Annotated in this window: 1 protein-coding gene and 2 pseudogenes; 2 read left to right on the top strand and 1 reads right to left on the bottom strand. The window is 61.7% G+C overall.

The window, feature by feature from the left end; all coding sequences use genetic code 11:
• Positions 1 to 94 precede the first annotated feature (94 nt).
• A pseudogene (locus ABZX75_RS34330) lies at positions 95 to 202 on the top strand (IS5/IS1182 family transposase); the annotation flags it as partial.
• A 118-nt stretch (positions 203 to 320) separates the two neighbouring features.
• Here ABZX75_RS34330 and ABZX75_RS34325 read toward each other — a convergent pair.
• Entirely contained in the window at positions 321 to 653 is a 333-nt protein-coding gene (locus ABZX75_RS34325; RefSeq protein ID WP_355418160.1) for an Lsr2 family protein, read from the bottom strand.
• Between the two features lie 210 nt (positions 654 to 863).
• On the opposite strand from ABZX75_RS34325, the pseudogene ABZX75_RS34320 reads away from it, so the two are divergent.
• Positions 864 to 1,593, top strand: a pseudogene (locus ABZX75_RS34320) (IS256 family transposase); the annotation flags it as partial.

Genomic DNA, 1,593 nt, shown 5'->3' with positions numbered 1-1,593 from the left:
AACCTCCTACGCCCCCTTCACACACCCACTGGACCTCCCCGACCTGGCCTGACCAGCAACCCAACATGATCATCTGGACTTTGAATCAGCCCTGCCTGTCGAACGGGCCATCGCCCGCCTCAAGGCCTGGCGCATCTTCCGCAAAGCCCGCGTCAGCCCCAACACATTCACGTTAATCGTCAAGGCCGTCCTCACCCTGTAGAAGCGACACTGAAGAAGCTCACTGGCTTCGGCCGCTTCCCCTCCCGCCACTTCCTGGTCAACGCTACAAGCTTGGGCCGCGGCCGCCGCATAACCTCGAGACTCAAGACGAAAGATGCTCAGTGGGCTGCTTCGTAGGCCTCGCGAAGTTTCTTCGGCACTCGCCCGCGGTCATTGACCGCAAGGTGGTTTTTCTTTGCCCAGGTTCGGATCTCGGCAGTGTCATTAGATCTCCCACCGGTGCGGGGCTTCGCAGCCTTTCCATGGCCTCGACCTGTCCTCCGCCCCCCGCGCATGAAGGGGGCAACCGCTTCGAGCAGCTTGTCATAGCTGTCCGGAGTGAGGTCCATCTCGTATGCGACACCGTCGAGCACGAGGGTGTGGGTCGAGGCCTCGTGGGACTCTTCCCCAGTCAGGTCGTCGGTGTAGATGGTAACAATTTTCTGAGCCATGAAGAGATTGTAGTTCGTAGTAGCAGTTATCGGAACATGAACGAGATCACACTATCGACTGCTCCCTGCGGAAATTTTCCGGAAAATCTGCCGCATGTAGTGCAATAGTGACTATAAAGATGGAGGTCTATCATATAGCGCGCTTCTCCAGCATTGCTCTCCGGGACTGTAAATCGTTCGGTGTAACTCCCGATCAAGGAAGATGCATCGATGACCAGTGAGAACGTGGCCGAGGCCGACACCGTCGAGAAGCCTGGGCCGCAGCCTGTGAAGGCAGTGGACGACCGGCTGATCGACGAGCTGGTGGGCCGGGCTCAGGCCGAGGGCCTGCAGCTGACCGGTGAGGGCGGGCTGCGCAGCAGCTGACGAAGCGGCTGCTGGAGTCCGCCCTGGAGGGCGAGATCACCGACCACCTCGGTTATGACAAGCACGAGCCGGCCGGGAAGAACGGTGGGAACAGCCGTAACGGGACCCGGGGCAAGACCGTGCTGACGGACGTCGGTCCGGTGGAGATATCCGTGCCCCGGGACCGTGACGGCTCGTTCGAGCCGAAGATCGTCCGCAAGCGGCAGAAGCGTCTGTCCGGCGTCGACGAGATGGTGATCTCATTGTCCGCGAAGGGCCTGACGACCGGTGAGGTCCAGGCCCATCTGGCCGAGGTCTATGGCGCCGAGGTCTCCCGCCAGACCATCTCCACGATCACCGACAAGGTCATGGAGGGCATGGCCGAGTGGCAGAACCGGCCCCTCGACGCCGTCTATCCCGTGATCTTCATTGACGCTATCCACGTGAAGATCCGCGACGGCGCGGTGGCGAACCGGCCCATCTACGTGGCTCTGGCCGTTACTGCGGAGGGCCGGCGGGACATCCTGGGCCTGTGGGCCGGCGACGGCGGCGAGGGCGCCAAGCACTGGATGCACATCCTCACCGAGATCAAGAA

Origin of the sequence: Streptomyces sp. NPDC003038 (assembly GCF_040611115.1) — a bacterium.
GTDB lineage: Bacteria > Actinomycetota > Actinomycetes > Streptomycetales > Streptomycetaceae > Streptomyces.
The sequence above is the reverse complement of the archived record's forward strand: the minus strand, read 5'-3'. Positions and strand labels throughout refer to the sequence as shown.

Excerpts from the sequence above, each read along its gene's own strand:
- ABZX75_RS34325 (WP_355418160.1), bottom strand. The coding sequence starts at position 653 with ATGGCTCAGAAAATTGTTACCATCTACACCGACGACCTGACTGGGGAA.